The 25,030-nt window shown below is 44.6% G+C and carries 21 protein-coding genes; 19 read left to right on the top strand and 2 right to left on the bottom strand.

All coding sequences use genetic code 11. From position 1 onward, the window contains the following. The first annotated feature begins 1 nt into the window (after position 1). The 15 genes from sufC to der all read left to right on the top strand — a co-directional run bounded on the left by sufC (position 2) and on the right by der (position 14,956). Positions 2-763, top strand: coding sequence for a Fe-S cluster assembly ATPase SufC (gene sufC, locus FLAVO9R_RS13765; protein ID WP_159532202.1), 762 nt, complete (start codon positions 2-4; stop codon positions 761-763). Next, the gene (gene sufD, locus FLAVO9R_RS13760; protein ID WP_159532200.1) at positions 760-2,016 is read left to right on the top strand and encodes a Fe-S cluster assembly protein SufD; all 1,257 of its coding nucleotides are present in this window, start codon (positions 760-762) and stop codon (positions 2,014-2,016) included. Before sufC ends, sufD begins: the two co-directional genes overlap by 4 nt. After that, positions 2,013-3,230, top strand: a complete 1,218-nt coding sequence (locus FLAVO9R_RS13755) for an aminotransferase class V-fold PLP-dependent enzyme (protein WP_159532198.1) — start codon at positions 2,013-2,015, stop codon at positions 3,228-3,230. The genes sufD and FLAVO9R_RS13755 overlap by 4 nt, the downstream gene beginning before the upstream one ends. 9 nt (positions 3,231-3,239) lie before the next feature. Then, positions 3,240-3,596, top strand: coding sequence for a HesB/IscA family protein (locus FLAVO9R_RS13750; RefSeq protein ID WP_126873140.1), 357 nt, complete (start codon positions 3,240-3,242; stop codon positions 3,594-3,596). Positions 3,597-3,619: 23 nt separating this feature from the next. Continuing rightward, on the top strand, positions 3,620-4,153 hold the full coding sequence (sufT, locus tag FLAVO9R_RS13745; RefSeq protein ID WP_159532196.1) for a putative Fe-S cluster assembly protein SufT: 534 nt from the start codon (positions 3,620-3,622) through the stop codon (positions 4,151-4,153). A 16-nt stretch (positions 4,154-4,169) separates the two neighbouring features. Then, positions 4,170-4,580, top strand: a complete 411-nt coding sequence (locus FLAVO9R_RS13740) for a SufE family protein (RefSeq protein ID WP_126873141.1) — start codon at positions 4,170-4,172, stop codon at positions 4,578-4,580. A gap of 212 nt (positions 4,581-4,792) precedes the next feature. Continuing rightward, positions 4,793-5,224, top strand: coding sequence for a nucleoside-diphosphate kinase (gene ndk, locus FLAVO9R_RS13735; protein WP_013783282.1), 432 nt, complete (start codon positions 4,793-4,795; stop codon positions 5,222-5,224). A 481-nt stretch (positions 5,225-5,705) separates the two neighbouring features. After that, a complete protein-coding gene (locus FLAVO9R_RS13730; protein ID WP_159532194.1) occupies positions 5,706-6,824 on the top strand; it encodes a bifunctional tRNA (adenosine(37)-C2)-methyltransferase TrmG/ribosomal RNA large subunit methyltransferase RlmN in 1,119 nt (372 codons plus the stop codon). Between the two features lie 24 nt (positions 6,825-6,848). Continuing rightward, the gene (gene pilW / locus FLAVO9R_RS13725; protein WP_159532192.1) at positions 6,849-7,877 is read left to right on the top strand and encodes a type IV pilus biogenesis/stability protein PilW; all 1,029 of its coding nucleotides are present in this window, start codon (positions 6,849-6,851) and stop codon (positions 7,875-7,877) included. Between the two features lie 8 nt (positions 7,878-7,885). After that, entirely contained in the window at positions 7,886-8,941 is a 1,056-nt protein-coding gene (locus FLAVO9R_RS13720; RefSeq protein ID WP_159532190.1) for a RodZ domain-containing protein, read from the top strand. An 8-nt stretch (positions 8,942-8,949) separates the two neighbouring features. Beyond that, a complete protein-coding gene (gene ispG / locus FLAVO9R_RS13715) occupies positions 8,950-10,068 on the top strand; it encodes a flavodoxin-dependent (E)-4-hydroxy-3-methylbut-2-enyl-diphosphate synthase (RefSeq protein ID WP_013783286.1) in 1,119 nt (372 codons plus the stop codon). A 77-nt stretch (positions 10,069-10,145) separates the two neighbouring features. Continuing rightward, positions 10,146-11,426, top strand: coding sequence for a histidine--tRNA ligase (hisS, locus tag FLAVO9R_RS13710; protein ID WP_159532188.1), 1,281 nt, complete (start codon positions 10,146-10,148; stop codon positions 11,424-11,426). 12 nt (positions 11,427-11,438) lie between these two features. After that, on the top strand, positions 11,439-12,059 hold the full coding sequence (locus FLAVO9R_RS13705) for a YfgM family protein (protein ID WP_159532186.1): 621 nt from the start codon (positions 11,439-11,441) through the stop codon (positions 12,057-12,059). A 31-nt stretch (positions 12,060-12,090) separates the two neighbouring features. After that, positions 12,091-13,347 (top strand): outer membrane protein assembly factor BamB, encoded by a 1,257-nt coding sequence (gene bamB / locus FLAVO9R_RS13700; RefSeq protein ID WP_159532184.1) that lies wholly within the window; start codon positions 12,091-12,093, stop codon positions 13,345-13,347. Between the two features lie 163 nt (positions 13,348-13,510). Further along, the gene (gene der / locus FLAVO9R_RS13695) at positions 13,511-14,956 is read left to right on the top strand and encodes a ribosome biogenesis GTPase Der (protein ID WP_159532182.1); all 1,446 of its coding nucleotides are present in this window, start codon (positions 13,511-13,513) and stop codon (positions 14,954-14,956) included. Between the two features lie 250 nt (positions 14,957-15,206). Here der and FLAVO9R_RS13690 read toward each other — a convergent pair whose 3' ends face one another. Next, on the bottom strand, positions 15,207-16,385 hold the full coding sequence (locus FLAVO9R_RS13690) for a hypothetical protein (RefSeq protein ID WP_159532180.1): 1,179 nt from the start codon (positions 16,383-16,385) through the stop codon (positions 15,207-15,209). A gap of 10 nt (positions 16,386-16,395) precedes the next feature. Further along, entirely contained in the window at positions 16,396-17,751 is a 1,356-nt protein-coding gene (gene xseA, locus FLAVO9R_RS13685) for an exodeoxyribonuclease VII large subunit (RefSeq protein WP_159532178.1), read from the bottom strand. A 100-nt stretch (positions 17,752-17,851) separates the two neighbouring features. On the opposite strand from xseA, the gene guaB reads away from it, so the two are divergent. The 4 genes from guaB to FLAVO9R_RS13665 all read left to right on the top strand — a co-directional run bounded on the left by guaB (position 17,852) and on the right by FLAVO9R_RS13665 (position 25,001). Continuing rightward, positions 17,852-19,321 (top strand): IMP dehydrogenase, encoded by a 1,470-nt coding sequence (gene guaB, locus FLAVO9R_RS13680; protein WP_013783293.1) that lies wholly within the window; start codon positions 17,852-17,854, stop codon positions 19,319-19,321. Between the two features lie 95 nt (positions 19,322-19,416). Next, a complete protein-coding gene (guaA, locus tag FLAVO9R_RS13675) occupies positions 19,417-20,994 on the top strand; it encodes a glutamine-hydrolyzing GMP synthase (protein WP_159532176.1) in 1,578 nt (525 codons plus the stop codon). Positions 20,995-21,261: 267 nt separating this feature from the next. Beyond that, on the top strand, positions 21,262-23,184 hold the full coding sequence (locus tag FLAVO9R_RS13670; RefSeq protein ID WP_159532174.1) for an acyltransferase family protein: 1,923 nt from the start codon (positions 21,262-21,264) through the stop codon (positions 23,182-23,184). Positions 23,185-23,378: 194 nt separating this feature from the next. Then, complete coding sequence (locus tag FLAVO9R_RS13665) at positions 23,379-25,001, top strand: methyl-accepting chemotaxis protein (RefSeq protein WP_159532172.1); 1,623 nt, start codon at positions 23,379-23,381, stop codon at positions 24,999-25,001. Positions 25,002-25,030 lie beyond the last annotated feature (29 nt).

The following is a 25,030-nucleotide window of genomic DNA, read 5'->3' as shown; positions in this document are numbered from 1 at the left end:
AATGCTTAGTATCAAGAATTTACATGCCAGCGTAGAAGAGAAAAACATCATTAAAGGGCTTAACCTAGAAGTTAAGCCAGGTGAAGTACACGCTATCATGGGCCCTAACGGCGCCGGTAAGAGTACCCTTGGTTATGTGCTTTCTGGCCGTGATGGTTATGAAGTTAGCGAAGGTGAAGTGACACTGAACGGTAAAGATTTACTCGATTTAGAAGTGGAAGAACGTGCCCGTGAAGGTTTGTTCTTAGCGTTTCAATATCCAGTAGAAATTCCAGGCGTAAGCAACATGGAATTTATGAAAGAGTCTGTAAACGCCATGCGTGAACAGCGCGGCGAAAACCCGCTTACTGCTGCAGAATTTTTAAAGAAAGCCAAAGATGCGTGTAAGCAAGTGCAATTGCCGCTAGATTTCTTAAAGCGCGGTGTTAATGAAGGCTTCTCTGGTGGTGAGAAAAAACGTAACGAAATCATGCAAATGATTTTGTTAGAGCCAAAGCTTTGTATTCTTGATGAGTCTGACTCGGGCCTAGACGTTGATGCACTTCAAGTGGTTGCTGATGGTGTAAACAGCCAACGTGATGGTGAACGCAGCTTTATCGTAGTGACTCACTACCAGCGTTTGCTTGATTACATCAAACCTGACTTTGTACACATTCTTGCCGACGGCAAAATTGTGAAAAGTGGTGATGCATCTCTGGCACTAGAAGTCGAGAAAAGCGGTTATGCCTTCTTAGGTAAAGCCTACGAGGAGGCTGAAGCATGAGTCAATGGCTAGAACAGGTCATTGATGGGGCAGCGCTAGATGATTATCTGGCGCCCGTGCGTCAGCAGGCCTTAACACAATTAAAAAACGATGGTTGGCCGAAACGCCGTAACGAAAGCTGGATCAATACGCCACTTACGCCTGTAGAAAAGCGTAACGTTGCAATTGCCACGCAAGCAGACAGCGTACCTGTGCCAAACATCGATAACTTAAACGCGTTAGATATCGTGTTTGTCGATGGTGTGTTAGTTACGCAAATTAACACGCTAGACGTGCCAGAAGGCATGGTGATTACATCGCTAAACGTTGACGATGCGGCTACACAGCAAGCGATTGCGAGTGTGTTCGGACAAGTGAAGCCAACACGCCATTTATTTGGTCGCGTTAACGATGCACTTTGTCAGCACGGTGTTTTCATTAATGTGGCAGATGGCGCAAAAGTAACTAAGCCTATTCGCATAGTGAATTTAGCGACTAAGAACGTAGATGCCCATACTCGCGTATTGGTTAAGCTAGGTAACGCATCAAGCGCGATTATCATTGAACAAGGTTCAGGTGATACCGATAGCCTTACAACAGCATTCGCAGAATACGATATTGCTGACGATGCGCACTTGGAGCATTACCGCTTTGCTATGTTCACAGGCAGCGCCAAACAACTTGGTGGTAGTCACTTTATGTTGCACGACCGCTCAACCTTAAATAGCACCCTAGTGGGCTATGGCAGTGAGTTGTCTCGCTTAGATGTAGATATGCATCATGCCGGTGAATTTGCTAACGCCAAAATGAACGCGATTTATTTGTTGGCTGAAGGTGAGTTATTCGACTTACATTCAACCATTGAGCACGCCATGCCTAACGGCACCACAGAAGAAAATGCGCGTGGGATTGTGGGTGATAAAGCCCGTGCTGTGTTCAATGGCCGTATTCACATTCACCGTGACGCACAAAAGACCTTGGCAGAGCTTAACAACCGTAACTTATTGTTGTCTCGTCGCGGTGTTATCAACACCAAACCTGAACTTGAAATTTATGCTGACGACGTGCGCTGTGCTCACGGTGCAACAGTGGCAGAAATTGAAGGTGAAGCGCTTTATTACATGCTGACTCGTGGTGTTCCGCGCAGTAAAGCCTTGGTGATGTTGAACTTTGGTTTCATACAAGAGCTAATTAACGATATGCCAAATGCGGCTATCCGCGATTGGTTACTTCCTGTGCTAAGCGAGCGCTTTGCACACATGGAGGTTAAATGAGCTTAGACGTTGCTGCGCTTCGCGCCCAGTTTCCAATCCTTGCTAAAACGGTAGATGGTAAGCCATTGGTTTACCTCGACAACGCGGCGACAACGCAAAAGCCGCAAGCGGTGATTGATGCCATTGTCGATTTCTATACGAACACCAATGCGAACGTGCATCGCGGCGCTCATCATTTATCTGATGAAGCAACTCGTCGTTATGAAAATGCGCGCACGAGTGTAGCGGGCTTCATTAACGCCAGTGCGCGGGAAGAAGTGATTTGGACCAGCGGTACCACTGAAGCCATTAATATTGTGGCTAACGGGTTGGGGCAGTTGCTTCGCGAAGGCGACCAAGTCATGGTGACAGAATTAGAGCACCACGCGAACTTGGTTACGTGGCAGCAAGCGTGTCGACGTTCTGGCGCAACATTAAATATTGTGCCGGTGTTCGATAACGGTGAGCTCGATATCGACGCTTTCGATAGACTCTTAACACCTAGCACTAAAATGGTGGCGTTTCCGCATGTATCAAATGCATTAGGTACGGTTAACCCTATTAAACTGCTAACGGAAAAAGCGAAAGCAGTAGGTGCATGGGTGTTAGTGGACGGCGCGCAGGGCATTGCTCACGGCGGCGTTGACGTACAAGACATAGGTTGCGATTTTTACGCTTTCTCTGGGCACAAGCTATTCGGACCGACTGGCATTGGTGTTTTATGGGGCCGTAAATCGGTGCTAGAAGACTGGCCAGTATGGCAAACCGGCGGCGAAATGATTAAAGACGTGTCTTATCATGAAGCCACATGGGGCGAGTTACCTAATCGGCTAGAAGCGGGTACACCTAATATTGCAGGTGCTATTGGTTTAGGTGCTGCAGTTGATTGGTTTAAAAATCTTGATATGGCCGCATTACATAACCATGAACAAGCACTATTAAACTACGCCACTGAACAAGCACTTGCCTTTGAAGGTATGCGTTTAATTGGCACAGCGCCTAATAAAGTCGGTGTTTTAAGCTTTTTATTAGACGGTGCGCACCCTGGTGATATTGGATTTATTCTTGATAGGCAAGGCGTAGCAATAAGAACGGGCGATAACTGTGCTCAGCCGCTGATGAAGCGCTTTGGTATTCCAGGCACTGCTCGTGCATCGTTCTCAATTTACAACACGCTTGAAGAAGTGGACAGCTTATTTGCTGCACTTAAGAAAGCGAAAATGATGTTGGCCTAAGGAGGCACTATGAGTGTTGAAACATTTGTTCCTAGCACAAAGCTTATTACCTTGAGCGACAGCGCCATTAAGCATTTTGAAAGCAAGCTTAAAGACAAGCCGGGTCAGTTAATTCGCTTATCTACCCGTGTAAGTGGCTGTACCGGTTATGCATACGAACTTGATTTTGCCGATAGCGCTAAAGACGGCGACGAAATTGTAGAAATTTCACCAACCCTTCGTGTTGCGGTTTCAGAAGATGCAGCAGACCTAGTACGTAGTACGGAAATTGACTATGTAACTGAAGGTGTGAACGGCATTATTAAGTACAACAACCCAAATGTGGTTGATGAGTGTGGTTGTGGCGAAAGCTTCAACGTTGGCTAACTGCAATATTAAGAAGTTATAGCATGAAGCAGAAGATGGTGGTGACAGAACGAGAGTGTAAAGCACGTCTTGTTCCGGCAGGAAACCCTGCAACCATACCAGAGGGTGAGTTTGTTACGATCACGCAAGATTTAGGTGGCAATTACACGGTTACGTGGCGTGGCAATATGTACCGTATTGACGGCACCGATGCCGATGCGATTGGCCGTAAAGCCCAAGTACTTAACTTCGCCGAGCCTGAAGATGGCAAAGTGAGTGAGCAGCAGGTCTGGGATGCGCTTGAAACTATCTTCGACCCTGAAATACCGATTAACTTAGTATCGCTAGGGCTTATCTATAAGGTTAACGTTGATCAAGATAGTGGCGAAGTTGATATTGATATGACGCTAACCGCGCCAGGTTGCGGCATGGGGCCAGTATTGGTAGGCGATGTAGAATATCGTGTAGCACTTGTTCCCTTTGTTACTGCCGTCAACGTTGAGTTGGTATTCGATCCAGCGTGGTCACGAGAAATGATGAGTGAAGAAGCGCAGCTAGAAGCGGGCCTTTTCTTTTAATAACACAGGATTATTCATGGCATTACCCTCTACTGAAGAAATAATTGATGATTTAGCGTTTTTCGATGATTGGGAACAGCGCTATCAATATATTATCGATTTAGGTAAATCTGTGCCAGGCTTGCCAGAAGACAAGCGCACGGCAGACAGGCTGGTAAAAGGTTGCCAAAGCAGTGTGTGGCTGGTTGAGTCTTACGACAATAACCAAATTACCTTCGAAGTAGACAGTGACGCAGTGATTGTTCAAGGCTTATTGGCGTTAGTTTTAGCGGCTTATAATAATAAATCGCCGAAAGATATTCTTGAATTTGACATTGATGGCTATTTCGAAGCGCTAGATTTGGAGCGCCATATTACGCCGACTCGGGGAAATGGCCTTCGTGCAATCGTGGCGAAAATTCAACATCTTGCTAAAGAAAACAGTTAGTTATATAAATTTTGGTGCCGGGCGTTAGGTAAAATTAAGTGTAATATGCGTCCAAAGCCGAGTGCGTCATAAACGCTGTCATAATAGTGTCACTTTTATCACGTGTAGTAGAGCGCCATGGGGTGTTGAAATCGCCGCTGGTCAAGCCGTTAATAATTGCCTATAATTCGCGGCCAAAAATTCATAAGACTTAAATTTGTTTGGAGAAAACAATGGCTCTAGAGCGTACTTTTTCGATTATCAAGCCTGATGCGGTAGCTAAAAACGTTATCGGTGCAATTTACAACCGTTTCGAATCTGCAGGTCTTCGCATCGTGGCATCTAAGATGATCCACATGAGCAAAGAACAAGCTGAAGGTTTCTACGCAGAACATAAAGAACGTCCTTTTTTCGGCGCTCTAGTTGATTTCATGACATCTGGCCCAGTAATGGTTCAGGTTCTTGAAGGCGAAAACGCTGTTGTTAAAAACCGTGAAATTATGGGTGCAACTAACCCAGCTGATGCTGCTGCTGGAACACTTCGTTCTGACTACGCTGCGTCAATTGATGAAAACGCATGTCACGGTTCTGATGCACCTGAATCAGCTGCACGTGAAATTGCTTACTTCTTCTCTGAAGAAGAGATTTGTCCTCGTACGCGTTAATCGCAAACGACCGAATCTAAAAAACGAGGCTTCGGCCTCGTTTTTTGTTTCTGCAAGTCTGTTTTTTTAGCTTTATTGTTCAGCTACTGGCTTTGATTTATTCCGTCAAGATGGGGCAACAATATTGCAAGTTACACCCTATATTTAGTCTGTGGGTTACGCTTTTTCTACTTGAACAAGTATGGTAAAATCCGCGCAAATTTTGAACGGCTTTGGTCTATGACTTTTGTCCGTTTTGGGCGTAAGGTTTTTCTTAGCAGCATTTCTTCTGCTTACGTCCTACAAGTGAACGGCTTTTCACTACTTATGCTTTAAGAGTAACTCGTTATTTAGAGGCTTCCGATAGAGGCTCCCGAGGCTTCATCTTAATAACTCAAGTAGATTTAGAGCAACGTGGATTCGAACTTCCTAACGTCCGTTCGCGTCATCATATTAGCAGTACAAGGCAATAGCTTTGAATAGGTAAAAGGGTCATCATTTTATGGCAAAGACAAATTTGTTAAATCTTAATCGCGAAGGCTTGCGTAATTTCTTCAAAGACAAAGGAGAAAAACCATTTCGTGCCGATCAGGTAATGAAATGGATTTATCAGCAGGGCGAAAGCGATTTTGAGAAAATGAGCAACCTGAATAAAAACCTGCGTGCAATGTTGATAGAACACTGTGAAGTGAAAGCACCAGAGATTGCCTATTTCCAAGAAGCTAGCGATGGCACCATTAAGTTTGCGTTAGCGCTTGAGGGCGGTCAGGAAGTGGAGACGGTATGGATCCCAGAAGCTGACCGTGCAACGCTTTGTGTATCGTCACAAGTAGGCTGCGCCCTTGAATGTACGTTCTGCTCTACCGCTCAACAAGGTTTTAACCGTAATTTGAGCGTCAGTGAAATTATTGGTCAAGTATGGCGAGTAGCGACTTTTCTTGGTTTATCGAAAGATACCAGTAAACGTCCTATTACTAACGTAGTCATGATGGGCATGGGTGAGCCTTTGCTTAACCTTAAAAACGTGGTGCCAGCTATGAACATCATGTTAGATGACTTCGGATTTGGTTTATCGAAGCGCCGCGTGACCTTGAGTACCTCAGGTGTTGTGCCTGCACTTGATATGCTTGGTGATCAAATCGACGTGGCTTTAGCGATTTCATTGCATGCGCCAAACGATGAGCTACGTAATGAAATTGTGCCGGTGAATAAAAAATACAATATTGAAGCCTTTTTGGCTGGTGTGCGCCGTTACCTTGAAAAATCGAAAGCTAACCAAGGCCGAGTGACGGTTGAATACGTTATGCTTTCACACATTAACGACAGTACCGACCAAGCGCATGAATTAGCGAAAGTATTGAAAGATACACCGAGTAAAATTAACTTAATTCCGTTTAACCCTTATCCGGGTTCACCGTACCTTTGTTCAAGCAATTCGCGTATCGATAGATTCTCAAAAGTTCTTATGGATTATGGGTTTACCACCGTTGTACGCAAAACTCGTGGTGATGATATAGATGCTGCTTGTGGGCAATTAGTGGGTGATGTTGTAGACAGAACCAAACGATTGTTAAAAAAACAGGTGAAGGGCGAAGCGATTTCGGTAAAAATGGCCCAATAATCATTAAGATATTAGGGTAATAACATGCGAATAGGATTGATAGCAGCTGTCGTCTTTTTAGCGGGATGCGTAAGCAACTCGCAACCAGGCAGTTACAATAGTAACTTTGATCGCCAGGAAGCTGCTAAAACTCGTATGTCTTTAGGGTTAACCTACCTTAAAAACAATAATTATAAACAAGCCAAAGTGAATTTAGATCAAGCGCTTGAATACGATCCGCGCTCAGCTGAGGTCAACTATGCTATCGCGTATTATTACCAACTGGTGGGGGACGCAAAGCGAGCCGATGATCTATATCAAACAGCAATGTCCTTAGCACCAAACAACGGTGATATCGCAAACAGCTACGGTGCATTCAAGTGCCAAGACGGTGATTACGACGGCGCTAAAGAGTACTTTCTTAAGGCCGTGAGTAATCAACAATACGCTAATTCAGCAGAAACCTACGAAAATCTCGCCCTATGTGCACAAAGCCAAGGTAATACTGATGATGCTATTACCTATTTTCAAAGTGCACTCAAACACCAGCCGTTGCGTGCTAAAAGTTTATATTTACTGACAGAGCTTTATGTTGCCACCGAGCAGTGGACATCAGCGAAGTACACGTTAGACAAATACCAACGGGTTGCTAAACCTTCTCCCGATTCCTTATGGCTGTCATTTGAAATACACCAAGGGACAGGCGATTGGGAAGGGGCAAAAGAAGTGGGGTATAACTTATCAACCTTATTTCCTGACAGCCCGTATACAGCGGAATATAAGAATATTCTTGCGCAGCATGCCCCACAGGTTGAACGAAAAGTAAAAGGGGAAGATACTAACGCTGACAAAGTATCTCACTCAGCACACGCAGAAACAGAAACAAAATCAGGGTTGCCTTCTCAGCAAGCGCAATTCCACATAGTAAAGGCTAACGAAAACCTTTATCGTATTTCTCTAAAGCATAACATTAAAATTACCTCGCTGAAGGAGTGGAACAACATTGAAAATGCTGGCGCGATTTTTGCCGGTATGAAGATTTGGATAGTACCACACAACATGCAAGGGGAATAGGAAGTCGAATGGTGTCAGAACAACAAACGACTGAGGAAGCAGGTTTAGCACAAGAGTCTACCGTGCCAAGCCCAGGTAAAATGCTTCAGGAGCGACGGGAATCGCTAGGGCTAACGCAGCAACAAATCGCTGATAAGCTTTTCTTGAAAGTCTCTCAAATCAATGCCTTGGAAGAAGATGCTGTGGATAAAACCACCTCTATTACTTTTACAAAAGGCTACGTAAGAAACTACGCGAAACAACTAGGATTAAATGCCGAACACGTTGTTGCTGCCTTTGAGCAATATCATACAAGTGTTGAACCACCGGCAAAACTACAAAGTTTCTCTCGTCGTGTCGCAAAACAGACACACGACGATCGCTGGATGATGGTTACCTATATTATTTTGTTACTGATAATCGGTGGCATTGTTGTGTGGTGGGTTCAGCAACCAAGTGATGAAGCTATCGTTGAAGCGCCTAATCTTGACGAAATTAAAGAAGAAGCTGCTAACACCCCCATCCCCGAAGCAACTAACCACACCAGTTCAGGTGCGTTAAACAGCGCAAATACTAATACAGCTACTGATACTGGTAGTGCTGCGCTTCCTCAATCTGGTAATGGTAACTTCACCAGTAACGGAAACAGCAGCTTTGAACCTTCACCAACCAATAGCCAACCTAATAGCGGTAATACAGATGATGAAAGCTTGCCGCCGTCAGCAGGTATTAACGAAAGTAATAACCTGACCGCATTGGTGAGCAATTCAGATTCCGGCGAAATCCGTTTAGGTAGCCAAGTTACTAACAATTCTTCGGACACCGGCAGTCAAAGTGGGGCAGTGCCCATATCGATGACATTTACCTTCGATGATGATTGTTGGGTGAACATAAAAGACGCAACCGGTGAGGCAATTGCTTACGGTGTTAAGCAATCTGGCCGTGTTATGGAAATTCAAGGTGTGCCTCCTGTTGCAGTTACACTCGGCAAACCGGATAATGTACGTATATCAGTTAATGGCGACCCCGTGGATATCACGGCCTTTCAAAATGGCCAGATAGCGCGATTCTCGCTTCCTATGTAGGTAATTAGATGTTTGCAGAAAGTCCTATCAAACGCAGAAAGTCCACGCGTATTAATGTAGGTAATATTCCTATTGGCGATGGTGCGCCCATTGCCGTTCAATCTATGACGAATACGCGTACCACTGACGTGGCTGCGACGGTTGATCAAATTAATCGTATTGTCGCTGTAGGAGGTGAGATTGTTCGTGTTTCCGTACCTACCATGGACGCTGCTGAAGCATTCAAAGAGATTCGTAAACAAGTTAGCACGCCCTTAGTGGCCGATATTCATTTCGACTATCGTATTGCGCTTAAAGTGGCGGAGTACGGTGTTGATTGTTTGCGAATTAACCCTGGTAATATTGGCAATATGGAACGTGTACGTTCAGTGGTTGATTGTGCCAAAGACAAAAATATCCCCATTCGCATTGGCGTAAATGGCGGGTCGCTGGAAAAAGACTTACAAGAGAAATACGGCGAACCTACGCCTGAAGCTTTGGTTGAGTCGGCCATGCGACATGTAGATATACTCGATAAGCTTAACTTCGACCAATTCAAAGTGAGTGTTAAAGCCTCTGATGTGTTTCTGGCGGTGGGGGCTTATCGACTATTAGCTCAGCAAATCGATCAGCCACTTCATTTGGGTATTACTGAAGCGGGCGGTCAACGTGCCGGTGCAGTAAAAAGCTCTGTTGGTCTAGGTATGCTTTTGGCAGAGGGTATCGGTGATACTATTCGTATTTCACTGGCTGCCGATCCGGTCGAAGAAATTAAAGTGGGTTTCGACATTTTAAAGTCGCTCCGAATCCGGTCTCGTGGCATTAACTTCATCGCGTGCCCAAGTTGTTCAAGACAAGAGTTCGATGTTATCGGTACGGTAAATGCGTTAGAGCAACGTCTTGAAGATATTCTTACGCCTATGGATGTCTCTATTATCGGCTGTGTCGTGAATGGTCCTGGAGAAGCTGAGGTATCAGACTTAGGCTTAACGGGCGCCAGAAACATGAGCGGGTTATACGAAGATGGTAAACGCGTGAAAGAGCGATTGGCCAATGATGACCTTATCGATAAGCTTGAAGCAAGAATTCGTGCCAAGGCAACCCGCATGAGCGAAGCTAACAAAATACAGGTATCGGTGAAAGACTAAGCCTGTACGATTGTTGTTTATCTTCAAAGCCCCTATAATGCGGGGCTTTTCACTATTTAGCAGTATGAGAATTTCACGTGGCTAAGACTATTCAGGCAATTCGCGGAATGAATGATTGCCTGCCGGAAGTATCCGGTACATGGCAGAAAGTAGAATCTGTACTCCGTCAAGTGGTGGCCAGCTATGGCTATCAAGAAATTCGCACGCCTATTGTAGAGAGTACCGACTTGTTCAAACGCTCTATTGGCGAAGTGACCGACATTGTCGAAAAGGAAATGTATACCTTTGAAGACAGAAACGGCGACAGTTTAACACTTCGCCCTGAAGGTACTGCCAGCACGGTGCGTGCCGGTAATGAGCATGGCTTGTTGTATAACCAACAGCAGCGCTTGTGGTATATGGGGCCAATGTTCCGCCACGAACGTCCGCAAAAAGGGCGTTATCGCCAATTCCACCAGTTCGGTGTTGAAACCTACGGCCTAGATGGGCCTGATATCGACTTGGAAGTGATTTTATTAAGCGCTCGACTATGGAAAGCGTTTGGTATTGAAAAGCACGTTACCTTGCAAATTAACTCATTAGGTTCAAACGAAGCCCGTCAGGCCTACCGTGAAACTTTAATTAGCTATTTGAAAGAACGCGCAGATAAGCTTGATGAAGAATCGCTTCGCCGGTTAGAGTCAAATCCACTTCGTGTACTTGATAGCAAGAACCCGAATGTGCAAGCAGCCATTGCTGATGCGCCATCATTGCTAGATCACTTAGATGAAGAATCTAAAACCCATTTCGATAACTTATGCGAACGCTTAACACAAGCAGGTATTGCATTTGAAATCAACCCACGCTTAGTGCGCGGGCTAGATTATTATAATCGCACCGTTTTTGAGTGGGTAACCGAAAGCTTAGGTTCGCAAGGTACAGTCTGTGCGGGCGGCCGATATGATGGTTTGGTAGAACAGCTAGGCGGAAAAGCTACACCTGCGGTAGGTTTTGCCATGGGTATGGAACGTTTAGTACTTTTACTTACCACGTTAAGTGAAGATGCACTAGATTCTAGCAGTGCTGATGTGTATGTTACCGCGATGGGCGATGATGCTCAGGCTTATGCCTTAGAAGTATCAGAACACCTTCGTGATACATTGCCTAGTGTGCGGGTGATGATGCACTGTGGCGGCGGAAACTTTAAAAAACAATTAAAACGCGCTGACAAAACAGGGGCAAGTTTTGCCTTGTTGTTAGGGTCACAAGAAATGCAATCACGTGAAGTGGCAGTAAAGCCGTTACGTGATGGTCAAGAGCAACAGACAATCGCTTTTGATGCGTTGTCGAGCACCATTGCCGACCTGCTGAACGCATAATAAGAGGAAATCATGGAACAATTCGCAACAGAAGACCAACAAGTAGAAGCGATTAAACGCTTTTGGAAAGAGCACGGTACCGCCATTATTGTAGGTGCAGCATTGGGGTTAGGTGGACTTTGGGGCTGGCGTTACTACTCTGATACGCAGATGGCAACCAAAGAAGCGGCATCAGTAGAATACCAAAATGCAGTGGAAACCTATGGTGAAGAAGGTAGCGCAGATAAAATTACCGCCTTTATTAATGCAAACGAAGACTCAGGCTACGCCAGTATTGCTAGCCTCTTGGCAGCCAAACAAGCAGTAGATGCTGGTGAGTTTGACGCCGCAGCATCACACCTAAACCGTGTGGTTACCTTTGCTGAAAATGAAGAATTAAAAGCGCTAGCCGCTATTCGTTTAACTCGAGTTCAAATTGAAATGAACCAGCTAGACGCAGCGTTGTCTACGCTAGGCAATATTACGAACGAAGCATTTGCTGCTGAAGTATCTGAACTGAAAGGTGATGTATATCAGCAACAAAGCAAATTTGATGATGCTCGTTTAGCCTACTCAGGTGCGCTAGAAAAAAATGCCAACAACCCGTTATTGCAAATGAAGTTAGACAACTTAGCCGTTGCTGCGGGCCAATAAGCTGGTACATAAAAATAAAGAGGTAAGCAATTTGTTTCACAATACGTGTGGCCGTAAGGGCCGATTTGCTCGGGCGATGGGCATGGCATTGGCCATCTCTGTAACGCTTTCCGGTTGTTCTACCGTCTCTGATTGGTTTGCAGATGAAGAAGAGCTCGAAATTCGCCGTTTGAAACCAATCGAAGCGAAGTTTACGCCGTCAGTAAAATGGGACAGAGACATCGGCGACGGTGTCGATCATTACTTCTCTCGCCTTCGCCCAGTGTATGCTTACGAAAACCTTTATGCCGCTGATCGCCATGGCAGCGTTGTCGCTATGAACCCAGAGAACGGTGATGTTTTATGGGAACGTGACTTCGCCGTATTTGAAGGTGACGGCTGGTGGGACTCCATTGCTCGCCTTTGGCGTAGTGGAGCAAGTGCGCGTATTGGCGGAATATCCGTTGCCGACAGATTGTTGTTTGTAGGCACAGAAAATGGCGTTGTAATGGCACTTGACTACGAAACAGGCGAAACCAAGTGGGAAGCGTCTATTCCTGGCGAAGTCTTAGCAGCGCCTTCTGCAGACGAAGGTATTTTAGTTGTTAACACGGGTGCGGGCACCTTGTTTGGTTTTGATACTCGTACTGGCGAGCAACTATGGAGACATGAAGGTGATACACCTCCATTAACCCTTCGTGGTATTTCGGGCCCAGTGGCGGCAAACGGCGGCGCCTTAATTGGAACGCCTACCGGTAAGTTGCAAGTTAACCTACTCGATTCAGGTATTCTTGCTTGGGAAACGGTCATTGCCACGCCAACGGGCGCGACAGAGTTAGAACGTATTGTTGACCTTGATACCACACCTGTGCTTTTTGGTGGCACCATTTACACGGTTTCCTACAATGGCACACTGGCAGCAGTAGAGTTGCGCAGTGGTCGTATTATTTGGAAGCGTGAGTACGGCTCGTATCGCAACCTGAGTATAGAAGGTAACAGTATTTTTGTTGTAGATAACAACTCCAATATTTACGCACTAGACAGACGAAACGGTGTAGAACTTTGGTCACAAGGTGGCTTGAAGTCTCGTTCTGTTACTGCGGCAACGCCAGTGGGTGAACATATTGTTGTGGGTGACAACTGGGGCTTCGTTCATTGGATTGAACAAGAAACTGGCCAAATAGTGGCTCGCGTCGATGTAGGCGGCGATGATGAAGACGATGCTATATACGATGCACCATTAAACGTTGACGGTGTGGTAGTAACCATGACCCGTAACGGCGTAGTGGCAGCCATTTCTACGTTATAGCCTGTTCAACAACATAATTTGTTGGATTGTTGGCCTAATATCTTCTGTTAGGCTGACGCATCATACCTAAACAGGTATAATGCCCAATCACACTCTGACCGCAAGTAAGCTATGCTTACTTGCGGTTTGTGTTTTTTAGCTTTTTTCCTTTAGGATTTGATACATGTTGCCCGTTGTTGCTTTGGTAGGCCGCCCTAATGTGGGTAAGTCCACCTTGTTTAATCGTTTAACTAATACACGTGATGCGCTGGTCGCTGATTATCCAGGGCTTACCCGTGACCGCAAGTACGGTCAGGCTAAGTTTGAGCAGCGCCAATTCATCGTGGTGGATACCGGTGGTATCACGGGTGACGAAGAAGGTATTGATGCTGAAATGGCGCAGCAGTCTCTTTTAGCCATTGAAGAAGCCGATGTAGTATTACTACTTGTTGATGCCAGAGCAGGTTTATTGCCGGCAGACCAAGGTATTGCTGAACACATTCGCCGCCTTAACAAGCAAGTTTTTGTCGTCGCGAATAAAGTTGACGGCATTGATGGCGATAGCGAAAGCGCAGACTTTTACGCGCTGGGTTTAGGCACCGTTAAACAAATCGCCGCGGCCCACGGGCGTGGCGTAAGCCAATTACTGCAAGATGCGTTAGTGCCACTTGAAGCCTCTTTTCCTGACATGCGCATTGTTGAGGAAACGCAAGAAGAAGAGCTTGATGCGGAAGCGCAACTTAAGCGCCTTCAAGACCAGCCTATTAAACTGGCCATAGTTGGAAAGCCTAACGTGGGTAAATCTACGTTAACTAATCGAATTTTGGGTGAAGAACGGGTTGTAGTTTATGACCTTCCAGGCACGACCCGCGATAGCGTTTTCATTCCGATGGAACGTGACGAGCGTGAATATATTCTTATCGATACCGCAGGAGTTCGTAAACGCAGAAAAGTGAATGAGGCGGTTGAAAAGTTCTCTATTGTTAAAACTTTGCAAGCGATTGACGAAGCAAACGTCGTGCTGATGGTTATTGATGCTCGTGAGGGTATAACCGATCAAGACTTAAGCTTACTGGGCTTTGTGTTAAATTCCGGCCGCTCACTGGTGATTGCTGTGAATAAGTGGGACGGATTGAGCACAGATATTAAAAACGATATAAAACGCGAACTCGATCGCCGTCTTGGTTTTATTGACTTTGCACGTTTACACTTTATATCTGCAACGCACGGTACCGGTGTAGGTAATTTATTTGAGTCAGTACAAGAAGCTTACCTAAGCGCCACTAAGCGTATTAATACCTCCATGCTTACGCAGATTATGGAAATGGCTCAAGATGACCATCAACCGCCGCTAGTGCGCGGTCGTCGGGTCAAAATGAAATATGCCCATGCTGGAGGTTATAACCCGCCGGTGATTGTTATTCACGGTAACCAAGTTGACGATTTACCTACGTCGTACAAGCGCTTCTTGATGAACTACTTCCGTAAAGCGCTTCAGGTGATGGGCACGCCTATACGCATCGAATTTAGGGAAGGGGCGAACCCGTTTGAAGGCAAAAAGAATAAGCTCACTCTTACTCAAGAACGTAAACGTAAGCGTTTACTGTCTTATCATAGTAAGAAGAAGTAGCCGAACGTTGATACAAGTTCGGTAACTAAGCGTTTTGGATAATGGCGACATGCGGGTTTTGAAACGTTACTATTCCAAACATATAAAAAAGGTCGGCGCTATTATTAGCACCGACTTTTTTTGTTTTAAGTGAAGGTAGAGTGCATTTATTTATGTTTCGCTAAGCGCTTTTAAAGGGCTGATCACAACAGTCTGTCTATAAGGTGCTTTGCATAATGAAGGCTTCACGCTGCACTATTGCTGGTGTTTTCTACTTCAGCATGGCGCGAACTTGCTGCATAAGCATAGATTCTTCTGGCACTGAGATATGCGCAATGAGTTCATTTGCTAAGTCGTCGGAGAAGTCACTAGGGAAGGTGGTAGCCACTTTCACTATTTTATCATTGCGCGTAAACACATAGGTGGTCGCGAAGATAGGATCGTCTACTGGCGAGTCAGCTTTAAGGGCTAGTCGCCATCCATTAGCAAGCCCCTTCACATTAAAAGGCGATATTGGTTGGGGTTGAGATAAGGTTAAATTGCGCGCGCTGGCAACGTGGTCAGCTTTATTCCAGTCTTCATCTAATTGTTGATGAAGTAAAGCGTCTGTGCGGGCTGAGTTTTCAGTATTGATAGTGTTCACCGTATTCGCTTTATTACTTTGCGCGTTCGTGTCTAGTTTCGCCAAAATGGGATAAACCGTTACATCAACTAACGCATCTTCAAAAGAAGGATGGGTATACCTTGTAATTGAGCCTTTGAAGGGGTCTGGGTACAGCTGAGTATCAAGTCTGGTGAAATCACCCAAAGACTCCGGCACACTTAGATGGTTGCCGTAATCGCTCGCGTTTAACGCATGATATAAAAACTTTGGGGTGAACAGTTCGCTTTCGATAACATGCTTATACCACGATAGTAGCGGTTCTATGGCTTTCTCTGTTGGCGTTTCATTGCTATTCACTTGACTGGTAATAACCAAAGAATCAATCTCTATTCCTCGCCATTGCAGCGTTAATTCAGTGAAGTGCCTTTCTTCGCTAGGTTTTTCACTTAGCGCTTCACTTATACTGGAAGTTTCATCTTGTTTAGCCACGTTAGCAATCAGCAGTTCATAGTCTGAGTCATTACCGAAAGGTTTAATCTCAGTGAACCAAGATGTTGCTATCAGTGAAGAGATAAATGCTTCTGGGGTAATGGTATCTTCAATACACCCCTGTGTGGCCTCTGTATCGCCACAGGTATCCAAAAGGGTTTCACTGGGGTAAGTAGAAAACACCGCCAGAGAAATTGCTATTGTAGGAGCTTCAGGTACAGGTGCCGATAAAGATGACGTTTCGGGCAACACCGGTAACTCAGGCAATCCCGCCTGTTGCTGACCATAAACTGCCGGTGCGCATAAAGAGGCTAGAGCAAGTAGCAACCAGCCTGAACGCGAAGAAATAGGAAACAAAGGCCAACCTTTATTGATGACGACGAATTTCCACTATTTTACTGGTTATTTCACCATCAGTCACTCGAGACATAAGTATATCGTTTTCTTTGACGGTATTTACAGAGGTAACTGCCTCTCCACTTGACATAGTAATACTGTAGCCTCGCGACAATGTAGAAAGCGGGCTAACCGACTGCAATAACCCCACTTTTGCAGCAAATGCCTGTTGTTTACTATTTACTAACTGCTTCATGTTGTTACATAGCGCTTTATGGGTTTGTATCATGTGCGCTTTAGCTTGATTCACTCGCTCCGTTGGGTTTTGTCGCGCAAAGCGATTATCGACATACTCAAACCGTTTATTTTCGATAGCGAGTTTATTGTTAATAGCATGGCTTAAACGCAATTGTAGTCTGTCGAGGGCTTGCCACTGATTTTGTATTTTGCTTTGCGGATGTACTGACTGTAAACGTTGGTGCTGAAGTTTATGTTGCTGAGCTAAATGACTAAGTTTTTGCAGCATAGCACGGGTTAAGCGTTGCTTATATTGAACAAAGCCCTCACTGAGCGCGTTCGTGTCTTGGCTCAATATTTCCGCGGCCGCCGAAGGGGTAGGGGCGCGTAAATCGGCAACAAAATCAGCAATAGTAAAATCAACTTCATGCCCAACGGCGCTGATTAACGGTAGTTGCGACTCGGCAATTTCTCTAGCAAGGTTTTCATTGTTAAAACACCATAAATCTTCTAACGAGCCACCACCACGGGTTAGCAAAAGTGCATCTACTTCATTTCGTTTATTCGCAGTGCGAAGGGCGTTAATAAGCTGATTAGGCGCGGTTTCACCTTGCACCATAGAAGGGTAAACAATGACTTCAGTTTGTGGGCTACGGCGTTTCAATACACTAAGTACGTCATGCAGTGCTGCGCCTGTTGAAGAGGTAATAACACCAATACGATTGATAACCTCAGGCATTGGGCGCTTACGTTCGATACTGAACAAACCATCAGCGTTGAGTTTTGCTTTTAACGCTTCATAGGCTTGCTGCAGGGCACCTTCGCCGTCGCTCTCCATATGCTCTATTACAAGCTGGTAGTCGCCACGTGCTTCGTAAATACCTACCGATGCCCTTACGAGCACCTTATCGCCTTCTTTAGGGCGCTGTTTCACAGCGCGGTTTGTATTTTTAAACATGGCAGCGCGCACTTGTGCCTTGTTATCTTTTAACGTGAAATACCAATGACCGGAAGCGGCACTCACAAAATTAGATATTTCAGCGGATAACCATATAAGTCCCACTTCGCTTTCAAGCACGGTTCGAGCGAGCCGATTTAGCTTAGTAACTGTTAAAATTTGTCGCGATGTAGAGGGTGAAGATGTAAACATAAGAAAAAATCGTCTGGTTTAATAAAATAGAGTTTACCTGAAATCTAAAAAACACTACAATTGCGCCGCAATTAACCCTCAACTGAATAGGTGTTGTTGCATGCTACGAATCATCCAAGAAGCCCTGACGTTCGACGATGTGTTGCTGGTTCCCGGCCACTCGACAGTTCTTCCACATACTGCCAAACTTCAAACTCGTCTAACTCGTGGTGTCACGTTAAATATCCCTATGGTATCTGCGGCGATGGACACCGTCTCTGAAGCACGCCTAGCGATTGCACTTGCTCAAGAGGGCGGTATCGGCTTTATTCACAAAAATATGGAACCTGCGCAGCAGGCAAAGCATGTTCGTGAAGTCAAAAAGTACGAAAGTGGCGTGGTTTCAGACCCCGTTACGGTTGCTAAAGACGCCACTATCGGCGAAGTCATTACCCTTTCTAAGCGCCTAGGTTATTCTGGTTTTCCGGTAACCGATCATCAAAATAATTTAATTGGTATTGTTACTGGTCGTGATTTACGTTTCGAAAAACGTCTAGAACTGCCTATCAGTAATGTGATGACGGGCAAAGATGACTTAGTTACGGTAAAAGAAGGTGCAAGTTCAGATCAAGTACTCGATCTTATGCATGAACACCGCATCGAAAAAATTCTTGTAGTAGACGATGCTTTCAAGCTTACCGGCCTTATTACGGTTAAAGATTTTCAAAAAGCCGAAAATAAACCGAATGCTTGTAAAGATTCATTAGGTCGATTACGGGTTGGTGCAGCCGTTAGCGTTGGGCCAGGTACTGATGAGCGCATTCAACTTTTAGTTGAAGCCGGTGTGGATGTTTTACTTATCGACACTTCTCATGGTCACTCACAAGGCGTTATCGATCGCGTCAAGAAAGTGCGCAGTGATTATCCTGATGTCCAGATTATTGCAGGTAACGTAGCAACAGGTGATGGTGCAAAAGCACTGGCTGATGCAGGCGTTGATGCCGTTAAAGTAGGTATAGGCCCTGGTTCAATTTGTACTACCCGTATTGTTACCGGTTGTGGGGTACCACAAATTACTGCGGTATCTGATGCCGTAGACGCGCTTGCAGGTACCGACATTCCAGTGATTGCAGATGGCGGTATTCGTTTCTCTGGTGACATTGCGAAAGCGTTAGCTGCTGGTGCAAGTTGCGTAATGGTAGGCAGCATGTTAGCGGGCACAGAAGAAGCGCCAGGCGAAGTTGAGCTTTATCAAGGTCGCTACTTTAAATCTTACCGCGGTATGGGCTCACTAGGCGCAATGAACCAAAACCACGGTTCATCTGACCGTTACTTCCAAGAATCAAACAATGCGGAAAAGCTTGTTCCTGAAGGTATTGAAGGCCGCGTAGCCTATAAAGGGCCTATTGCGAACATCATCCATCAGCAAATGGGTGGGTTACGCTCAGCCATGGGGCTTACTGGCTGTGGCAGTATTGATGAACTTCGCACAAAAGCGCAGTTTGTTCGTGTTACATCGGCAGGTATGGGCGAGTCACACGTTCATGATGTTAGCATTACTAAAGAAGCACCGAACTACCGTCTAGGCTAGATTCGCGACAAGATATAACCATATACAGCGCATCGTGAGGCGGGTATCTTTCCGCCTCATCGCCGCCTTCGTTCTATTATAAAACGGGTAAAAACATGACCACAAATATCCATGACCAACGCATTCTGATTTTAGATTTTGGTTCACAGTACACGCAGCTTATTGCGCGTCGCGTTCGTGAAATAGGCGTTTATTGTGAGCTTTGGGCTTGGGATGTGACCGAAGAGCAAATTCGAGAATTTAATCCACAAGGCATTATTTTATCGGGCGGCCCTGAGTCAGTAACAGAAGAGAACTCTCCTCGCGCCCCTGAATACGTATTCGAAGCTGGTGTGCCTGTTTTTGGTATTTGTTACGGCATGCAAACCATGGCAGCCCAACTGGGTGGCGGTGTTTTAGGCTCTGACAAACGGGAATTTGGTTATGCGCAGGTAGAAGTTATTAAACCTACGTCTTTACTTAGTCATATTGAAGATAGCATTGGCGAGAATGGCAATGCGTTACTTGATGTATGGATGAGTCACGGCGATAAAGTTGCCGCTGTACCTGCTGGGTTCGAGACTATTGCGCAAACAGCCTCTTGCCCGCACGCGGCTATGTATAACGAAGAAAAGCAGTTTTACGGTGTTCAGTTTCACCCTGAAGTGACCCACACTAAGCAAGGTATGCGTTTGTTAAGCCATTTCGTCATGGATGTGTGTAAATGCGAAAAGTTATGGACTGCCGATGCCATTATTGAAGATGCTATTGCGCGCATTCAACAAAAAGTTGGCGACGATCGCGTCATTCTAGGTTTGTCGGGGGGCGTCGATTCATCGGTTACTGCTATGCTGCTGCATCGTGCTATTGGTGAAAACCTCACCTGTGTGTTTGTAGACAATGGTTTGCTTCGTTTAAACGAAGCTGATCAAGTAATGGAGATGTTTGGTGACCATTTTGGTCTCAATATTATCCGTGTTGACGCTGAGGACCGTTTTTTAGGGCGTCTAAAGGATATTGAGGATCCAGAGCTTAAGCGTAAAGCGATTGGTAATGAATTTGTCCGAGTATTCGACGAAGAAGCTGGAAAGCTTGCCAATGCGAAATGGCTAGCTCAGGGCACTATCTACCCCGATGTTATTGAATCAGCTGGTTCCGCAACAGGTAAAGCCCACGTGATTAAGTCTCACCATAATGTTGGTGGCTTGCCAGAAGACATGGCGCTAGGTTTAGTTGAACCCTTGCGTGAGCTATTCAAAGATGAAGTACGTAAAATTGGTCTTGAACTAGGTTTACCGTATGACATGCTCTACCGTCACCCATTCCCAGGACCTGGCTTAGGTGTACGCGTGCTTGGTGAAGTGAAAAAAGAGTATTGCGACTTACTACGCCGTGCAGACGCTATTTTCATTGAAGAATTGTACAACGCTGATTTATACCAGAAAGTGAGTCAAGCCTTCACCGTTTTCTTGCCTGTACGCTCCGTGGGCGTAATGGGTGATGCCCGTAAATACGATTGGGTAGTATCACTACGCGCGGTAGAAACAATCGATTTTATGACGGCTCACTGGGCGCATTTACCTTATGACTTCTTAGGTAAAGTTTCGAATCGTATTATTAACGAAATCGATGGTATTTCCCGCGTTGTTTATGACATTTCGGGTAAGCCGCCAGCTACAATTGAGTGGGAATAAAAAAGCAATAACCTCATTATTGTGCGCTTAAAGGCGTATCTAATGTGATTTACTTTAATTGCATTGAAAGCTTATGACGCTTTGCTAAGCTCAAAAGCGCACAATTTTTGAGGGTACTTCGAAAATACCAGTGTTAATTTTTCTTACGTTACGTGAAAATAAAGTATAACTATATAACCCCTCTAAATACGTCATCTCTATTACTGCAACGGTATAGATGTTAACTGAGCAGGGGGGATAACAGATACTTTCTAAAAGGACTTTATTTTGAAATATCGCTCCGAGATTGACGGCTTAAGAGCATTGGCCGTACTGCCTGTCATTCTGTTTCATGCCGGATTTAAATTCTTTGCTGGTGGTTTCGTCGGTGTCGATGTTTTCTTTGTTATCAGCGGTTATTTAATTACCTCTATTCTTATCGTGGAAATTGAGCGTGAAAAATTTAGCTTAGTGAATTTTTACGAACGGCGTGCTAGAAGAATATTACCCGCACTGGTATTTGTCATAGTGGTATGTATGCCGATTGCATGGTCGACCATGACAGTTGACAGTTTTAAAGAGTTTTCTCATAGTATTGTTGCCGTGAGCCTTTTCGCATCTAATATTCTTTTTTGGCGAGAGAGCGGCTACTTTGAGGCCGCTGCTGAAGAGAAGCCTTTGCTTCACACGTGGAGTTTGGCGGTAGAAGAGCAGTATTACCTGATATTTCCTTTACTACTTATGTTTGCATGGCGACAAGGTTTTAAAAGAGAACAGCTTTTTTTGTTGATAGCATTTATTGCTACGATGAGTTTACTGGCATGCGAGTGGGGCTATCGAAACAGTCCAAGTGCAAATTTTTATCTCGCGCCATTTCGTGGTTGGGAACTGTTAGCTGGCTCTCTAGCTGCTTTTTTAGTGCAAAAGCATGGTGTGAGATCTAACAATGTCGCGGCCTCCATCGGCCTTTTAATGGTGCTTTACGCTACTTTCTTCTTCAACAGCTTTGTGCCATTTCCTAGTTTTTATACACTGGTACCCGTAGTTGGTGTGGTGTTAATCGTTTTATTTGCTGATACGCAAACTCTAGTTGGACGTTTGCTTAGCGTTAAGTTGTGCGTAGGCGTGGGCTTAATCAGCTATTCTGCCTACCTATGGCATCAACCTATCTTCGCCTTTACCAGAATACTTTCAGTGGAAGAGCCTTCCCATGGTTTAATGTTATCCCTTAGTTTATTGACTATGTTGCTAGCCTATGGAAGTTGGAAGTATGTAGAAACACCTTTTAGATTCAAAGATAAGATAAGTCGTAAGTCAATATTCACGTACTCTTGCTTATCATTAATCGGTTTTATTGTAATTGGCGCTAGTAGTGCAATTTTTTCCACAAAACTAAACCCAGGTAATTTTAATACGCTAAATAGCTTTCAAATTTCAGAGGCATCTCGAAGCAATACCGTATTAAGAGAAGAGTCTTGGCGTTTAGTACGTCAACATAACGAAAATGAGCTGTGGTTCGATTTAGAAAAAAACTATGAAAATGCATTGATTATAGGTAACTCTCACTCCAAAGATTTGTATAACGTACTGGTACATTCAAAATACAACGGCTCGATATTTTCTTTTGCACGTTATGGGAGTGAAATTAGTGAAATCTATAAGAATTTTTCTGAGCTTTCGGATGTTCCAAATTTTAAACATGCTGATACTATAATTATAGCTTCTAGATATGACCTAGAGGATATAGCCGCCTTAAATCAGGTTATTGAAAAATTTATAGAAGCTGGGAAAGGCATTATTGTAGTCAACAATATCCACGAATTCCCTGAATACAGAACACGCAGTTGGACACTTGCAGACTTTGTTGCCTATGTAGTAAGAGATGATAAATCGTATGCCGGTGATGAGGTTCTCGCTAACCATATTAATTCAGAGTATTTCAACGCTTACAGTACTAATAAAACAACGACAAGAGTGGACTTCACAGGAAGAGTGAGAGAGATTAACGAAGCTCTCGACCTTATAGTAAAAAAATTCCCTGATGTTACGCAGCTAGATAGGATGGATTATGTTTGCAAGCCTGCTTTAAAACAGTGTTCTGGCGTCAATCAATCTTTAGAAAAGCTATTTTACGATTATGGACATCACACGTTAGCGGGAGCAAAATACTTTGGTGATGAGGTTAGCCGTATAAATTGGTTGGAACCCTAGTTGCTAGTGCAATTTTTTATTGTCATAGAAGAAAGTTTCAAAATCTGCTTTTAGTTCTATAATTCTTGCGTATCAATGGATATGCAAAGGTATGCAGCGTAATACCTAGTTTGTAACGTTTCTGTCATTAAATTATCATCTAATGACGGAGTTTCACGATTTTCGAATTTTTATTAGACTAAAGGTTAAGCGCTGTGTTCAATTATACCAGTATCAGTCGATTGGTAATTACCCCTGTACTTGCGAGCTTATGTTTATTGGTTTTTTTAAACGCCGCATCCATCTATAAATCTTTCTCGTTGTTAAGCAGTTTCGAATCCCTAGAACATACACTTGTTCAGGCAGAGCGTGATGTTAATGCTACCTTAAACACCTTTAAAACACAGGTTCAGGAATGGAAAAATACGCTGCTGAGGGGGCACAACGACGACGACCGGGAAAAGTACTGGTCTCGCTTTCAAAAGCGAGAAGCTGAGATAAAGCAGCAATTTAGCCAAATGCTGTCAAACCCTGTAGTGAGTGATAAAGCCAAAGCGGATATTCGAAAGTTCCAAACATCGCACGCCTATATGGCTGAAAAGTATCGAGAAGGTTATGCGGCCTTTATAGCATCGGGTTTAGACCCAAAAGTTGGAGATAGCTTCGTTCGTGGCATCGACCGAGAGCCAGCAAAACTACTTGAAAGTATTGCCGATGAAATAGCACATCAATCTGAGCTAGCCATTACTGATCTAAAGGACGGCACACGCAGGATGTTATGGCTAATTTTACTGGCTGCTATCGTGCTGTCACTGCTATCTGTAATTTATGTAATTAGTCGTCTTCGCACCCAGGTAATTAACCCTACTCGTGAAGTGGCTGCGTGCATTTCTAATTTAGCAACCAGTCAATACGATTACCCGCTGACTTATTCAAGTGGGCACGAGCTTGGCATTTTAGCTGACTCAGCCAGAGCATTACAAAGTAAGCTAAAAGATTCAGTCACTCAGTTACATCAAACCGAATTAGAAATGGAGCGTGCTTTCGTAACCCTTGGCGATGTAGGGCAATCAATAATGGATGGCGCAGTAGAGCAGCGCGATGCATCACTATCGCTAGATGCCACCACTGATAAATTAAAAGGTATAGTTCAGAACTTGGTCGCGATTACCGACCAAGTAGCAGTGGCAACCAAAAACTCAGAAGAGAACGTTGCGAGTTGCTATTCGACTTTTGAGCGCGCTAATACTGGGTTTAAGCAACTGGCAAAAACGGTAACAGAATCGAGTGATATTGTAAGCGACCTGCAAAGCCGCAGCAAAAACATTCTTAAAGTGGTTAACGTTATCAATGAAATTGCCGACCAAACCAATTTATTGGCGCTCAATGCTGCAATTGAAGCTGCTAGGGCAGGAGAACATGGTAGAGGCTTCGCGGTGGTGGCAGATGAAGTTCGGGCGTTAGCAGCTAAAACACAGCAATCAACGAAAGAAATAAACAATATTCTTAGCAGTTTTGAAGCAGAAGCCCGTGGAGCCGTTCTGGCCATGGAAGAAGGTAAACAGCTTTCAGACAGCAATGCGACTGAAGCTGCTACTGCATTGCAAACCTTAAATAATGTGGTTGAGGATATTAAAGAAACGGCGAGTGTAGTGGTTGCCCTTAATGAAGCCGCAGACGAGCAAGAGGCAGTGTTGTCTCAGGTGGAAAGTATTATTGCGAACGTAGTGGCATCGTCCGACCGGTATCATAAATTGGCACAACGTGATGACATGGCAGAGTCGATGAAGAGTATGTCTGTCAATGTGGAAAAAGTGGTGAACAGTTTAACCCGCTAATACATTATAGTGCGTATAATGAAACGGAG

It is taken from the genome of Alteromonas sp. 38 (assembly GCF_902506055.1).
GTDB lineage: Bacteria > Pseudomonadota > Gammaproteobacteria > Enterobacterales > Alteromonadaceae > Alteromonas > Alteromonas lipotrueae.
This window is presented reverse-complemented; position numbering and strand designations above follow the sequence as displayed.

Excerpts from the sequence above, each read along its gene's own strand:
- FLAVO9R_RS13750 (WP_126873140.1), top strand. The coding sequence starts at position 3,240 with ATGAGTGTTGAAACATTTGTTCCTAGCACAAAGCTTATTACCTTGAGC.
- FLAVO9R_RS13720 (WP_159532190.1), top strand. The coding sequence starts at position 7,886 with ATGGTGTCAGAACAACAAACGACTGAGGAAGCAGGTTTAGCACAAGAG.
- sufD (WP_159532200.1), top strand. The coding sequence starts at position 760 with ATGAGTCAATGGCTAGAACAGGTCATTGATGGGGCAGCGCTAGATGAT.
- pilW (WP_159532192.1), top strand. The coding sequence starts at position 6,849 with ATGCGAATAGGATTGATAGCAGCTGTCGTCTTTTTAGCGGGATGCGTA.
- FLAVO9R_RS13705 (WP_159532186.1), top strand. The coding sequence starts at position 11,439 with ATGGAACAATTCGCAACAGAAGACCAACAAGTAGAAGCGATTAAACGC.
- sufC (WP_159532202.1), top strand. The coding sequence starts at position 2 with ATGCTTAGTATCAAGAATTTACATGCCAGCGTAGAAGAGAAAAACATC.
- FLAVO9R_RS13740 (WP_126873141.1), top strand. The coding sequence starts at position 4,170 with ATGGCATTACCCTCTACTGAAGAAATAATTGATGATTTAGCGTTTTTC.
- sufT (WP_159532196.1), top strand. The coding sequence starts at position 3,620 with ATGAAGCAGAAGATGGTGGTGACAGAACGAGAGTGTAAAGCACGTCTT.
- ndk (WP_013783282.1), top strand. The coding sequence starts at position 4,793 with ATGGCTCTAGAGCGTACTTTTTCGATTATCAAGCCTGATGCGGTAGCT.
- ispG (WP_013783286.1), top strand. The coding sequence starts at position 8,950 with ATGTTTGCAGAAAGTCCTATCAAACGCAGAAAGTCCACGCGTATTAAT.
- der (WP_159532182.1), top strand. The coding sequence starts at position 13,511 with ATGTTGCCCGTTGTTGCTTTGGTAGGCCGCCCTAATGTGGGTAAGTCC.
- guaB (WP_013783293.1), top strand. The coding sequence starts at position 17,852 with ATGCTACGAATCATCCAAGAAGCCCTGACGTTCGACGATGTGTTGCTG.
- FLAVO9R_RS13730 (WP_159532194.1), top strand. The coding sequence starts at position 5,706 with ATGGCAAAGACAAATTTGTTAAATCTTAATCGCGAAGGCTTGCGTAAT.
- FLAVO9R_RS13755 (WP_159532198.1), top strand. The coding sequence starts at position 2,013 with ATGAGCTTAGACGTTGCTGCGCTTCGCGCCCAGTTTCCAATCCTTGCT.
- guaA (WP_159532176.1), top strand. The coding sequence starts at position 19,417 with ATGACCACAAATATCCATGACCAACGCATTCTGATTTTAGATTTTGGT.
- xseA (WP_159532178.1), bottom strand. The coding sequence starts at position 17,751 with ATGTTTACATCTTCACCCTCTACATCGCGACAAATTTTAACAGTTACT.